This window comes from Pseudomonas sp. PS02303 (genome assembly GCF_029959925.1).
Classification (GTDB): domain Bacteria; phylum Pseudomonadota; class Gammaproteobacteria; order Pseudomonadales; family Pseudomonadaceae; genus Aquipseudomonas; species Aquipseudomonas mandelii.
On the sequence record NZ_JASCOM010000403.1, the window covers coordinates 1 to 3,443 of the forward strand.

Genomic DNA, 3,443 nt, shown 5'->3' on the forward strand with positions numbered 1-3,443 from the left:
CTCTGCGTGGGAATGCAGCCCGGGACGCTCCGCGTCCCTGAAGCGGACGCGGAGCGACCGGTGAGGCATTCCCACGCAGAGCGTGGGAACGATCATGCCAACCCAATCACCCCTTCGCCATGCATCTGCCGCAACAATGCCGTGCCACTCGCCATAAACTCCGGCGATCCAACGGCCCCCGCCTCCACTGCCAGCCCTTCCAACTGCGCCTGCCCGTCCAGCTCGGGAAATGCCTCGATCCGCTGCAACAACCGCCACGCCAGCGGGCTCAGCTCGGAAAATTTCACACTCCAGTCCTCGGCTCGACGCACCAGCAGCAAAGTCGGTTGAGCCGGTGGCGCTTCCGGTTGATGATCCGGCCCCACCAACTGCACCGGCCAGGCATAGGCCAACGGCCACGCCAACGGTGAAACCTGCAACGGTCGCTCCAGAATCAACGCCACATCGCTCGGCGCCAACGGCTCGGCTTCGGACTGTTGCAACGCCATTTCGACCCACTCGTAATGCGCCAGCTCCACCATGAACGGAGGCCACACACCTTCGCCCAATGCACTCGGTTCCGAGGCCAGGAACTCGACAAACTCCTGGGCGATTTCGCCGAATTTCGGGGTACGCGCACGACAGTCCCGCAGGAAGATCCGTACCAGCGAACGCCAACGCTCATCACCGAGAATCTTGATCAGCACCGGAAAGGTCCCGCTAAGCAACAACGACAGGTTGGAAAAAATCAGGTCGCGGTAAACCTGTGCCCGCGCCACATCCATCCCGGCTGGCGGCGCGCAATGGTCTGGGTCACGCAGGTACAGACCCAATGTGTTTTGCTGGTCAAACAGGCCTGGCTTATCCACGGTTCACCCCCTAGGCCTGCAAGCGACGAATAGTCTGCAATTCAGTCACCAGTTCAGAGAACGCGGGGAAGTTGAAATCCCGCTCCAGCAATGTCGGTTGCGCGCCAAACCGGGCGTAGGCCTGGGCCAGCAACGACCAGACCACCGGTTTCACCGACGCGCCATGGGTGTCGATTTTCAACGTGTCGGACTCATCGAAGTGCCCGGCCACGTGCATCGCCACCACCCGGCCCGAATCGATGCCGGCCAGAAAGGTCTGCGGATCGAAGCCATGGTTGATCGAGTTGACGTAGACATTGTTGACGTCCAGCAACAGGTCACAATCGGCTTCACGCAGGACCGCGTTGGTGAAGGTCACTTCGTCCATATCCTGCTGGGGCGCGGCGTAGTAGGAGACGTTTTCCACCGCCAGACGCCGGCCAAGAATGTCCTGGGCCTGGCGAATTCGCGCGGACACGTGGTGCACCGCTTCTTCGGTAAACGGCAACGGCAACAGGTCGTAAAGGTGACCGTCATCGCTGCAATAGCTCAGGTGCTCGCTGTACAGCGGCACGTTGTAGTGATCGAGGAACACCCGCACTTCCTGCAAAAAACCGACGTCCAGCGGTGCCGGCCCACCCAGCGACAGCGACAAGCCGTGGCAAGACAACGGAAAACGCTCGGCCAGGGCCCGCAGCGCATGGCCATGGGCGCCGCCGATGCCGATCCAGTTTTCCGGCGCAACTTCCAGGAAATCGAAATCGCCGGTACGGGCGGCCTGGAGGTCCTTCATTAATCCGCGACGCAAGCCAAGCCCGACGGTCGCTTTCGCTGAGGTGATGGGGGTCTGCATGGTGTCGATCTCAAGGGTTGCCAGTACGGAGTCACAGTTAACCGAAGCGATGTATCGGGGCTGTGTTCCGGTTCGGCAGAACATCGTGGCGGTTGTATCGCCGACGGGCCTGTACACACTCCGGTACAGACCCTTCGGCAGGCGTTACGCCAGGTCGTATTTCTCGCGTACCAGATGGCCGATGCCGATGCGATCGAGCACGTTCATCGGGCACAGGAAGGTCACGCGCACGGTGCCCGGCAGGCGGCTGATGTCGATCGAGCCGGTGATGGTCGCGCGGTTGAGCACTTCGTCATACGGCAAACCGGTGACCGAAGCGGCACGTTTCAAGCCGTTCTCGACGGCGACGTTGAGATTCTCACCGCTGCCGATAAAGGTGATCGGCCCGCTCTGCTCGATTTCATGCTGACCCCAGCGCTCGCCCAGTTCGCGGACTTTCTGCCGTTGTTGGCCATTCATGGGCCGGGCCATCGGCGGCAGATCGTCGAGGTTTTGCAGGAGGATCGGCCCGTCCAGGGTCAGGTTCTTCACCACTTGCACCACCACTTCGGTTTCCCCGGAGCAGTCGGTGGCGTGCCCTGCGATCTCGCCGTTGCCTTGCTGGGCGTGCATGTCGCCCATGTACACACCGGCCCCCGGTACTTTCACCGGGCAGATCAACACGCAGCCTTCGCGGATCGAGTTGGTGTCCATGTGGCCGTCGGTCTTGGCCGCGTGCAGCTCTTCGCGGGTCATGCCGAAACGGTGTGGGGCGTTGATCAGGTATTGGCCGAAATCGGCGCAGTTGTGCGAATCGGGCAAGTCACGGGACGGCGTGGTGCCGATGTTGCCGAGGAACGGGCGCATGTGCGCGGCAACTCCGGGGATGTCGGCACGGGCCAGAGACAGGATCGAATGCTGGGCGGCGAATTCCGGCAGCGCCGACATTTCAGAGGCATTGCCGGCCAGTCGGTTGGCGACGTCCTGGTTGACGGTCAGGCTGACCTGATTCTGTGCATCGAACACAATCACGTAGCCATGGCTGAAGCGAAACGCACTGACCTCGGCGCCGCAGTTGTTACAGCGAATCGACTCCTCGCCAATGCCTTCGACATGACTGGCCGGGTGGTCGGTGCCGCATTTGGAGCAGAATTTGGCGACGAACGGGTCGCCGTTGTAGCGCCCCTCAACAAAGCTCATGACCCCGGACGACGTCGCCAGCGAGGTGACGCGCATGCTCTTGATCTTGATCGCCACGGCGTCGCCGATTTCCGCGCCAGCGATGGCCACCGGTTGCGTCACTTCGTGGCCGCCCTCGAAGGCGGGCGTGATCATCGGGCCCCAGCAACCCGGCGGTGTGCCGGTGATCAGGGTGCCGCCGTCGGCCAGAGGGCCGAGCATCGGCTGGCTGGGGCCAATGAGACCGTTGGTGTACTGATCGACGCGCAGATGGTTGACGGGAGCGGATTTCAGGTCGGTTTCAGGCACGAGCGTGGTCATTATTGTTCCCTTCACGGAGTCACGAGCAAAGACGGCCGTCTGTTGCGACGACCCTGAAAAGTGCCTCGACAGCCCCGGATTTCGGGCGCTGGGTAGCCTTTACAGTTCATCGCAGGTTTGTATCTGGTCTGTGTTCGGTGGGAGCCGCGAATGAAGTGGAATGTATCGGGACGGCGGCTGGATACAGTGCGATACACATCGCCAATCCTTGTAGGAGCGAGGCTTGCCCGCGAAGACGGAGTGTCAGGCAATACTTTTGTCGACTGACACGGCGACTTCGCGGG

3 protein-coding genes are annotated in these 3,443 nt (G+C 61.8%); all 3 read right to left on the reverse strand.

All coding sequences use genetic code 11. The annotated features are described in order from the left end of the window. Positions 1 to 92: 92 nt before the first annotated feature. Entirely contained in the window at positions 93 to 848 is a 756-nt protein-coding gene (locus tag QMX98_RS33300) for a putative DNA-binding domain-containing protein (RefSeq protein WP_282412023.1), read from the reverse strand. A 10-nt stretch (positions 849 to 858) separates the two neighbouring features. Next, positions 859 to 1,680, reverse strand: coding sequence for a DUF692 domain-containing protein (locus tag QMX98_RS33305; RefSeq protein ID WP_221106395.1), 822 nt, complete (start codon positions 1,678 to 1,680; stop codon positions 859 to 861). Between the two features lie 144 nt (positions 1,681 to 1,824). Then, positions 1,825 to 3,159, reverse strand: coding sequence for an acetamidase/formamidase family protein (locus QMX98_RS33310; protein WP_102595016.1), 1,335 nt, complete (start codon positions 3,157 to 3,159; stop codon positions 1,825 to 1,827). Positions 3,160 to 3,443 lie beyond the last annotated feature (284 nt).

Bases quoted from the DNA above. Each gene is read 5' to 3' on its own strand.
- QMX98_RS33305 (WP_221106395.1), bottom strand. From the start codon at position 1,680: ATGCAGACCCCCATCACCTCAGCGAAAGCGACCGTCGGGCTTGGCTTG.
- QMX98_RS33310 (WP_102595016.1), bottom strand. From the start codon at position 3,159: ATGACCACGCTCGTGCCTGAAACCGACCTGAAATCCGCTCCCGTCAAC.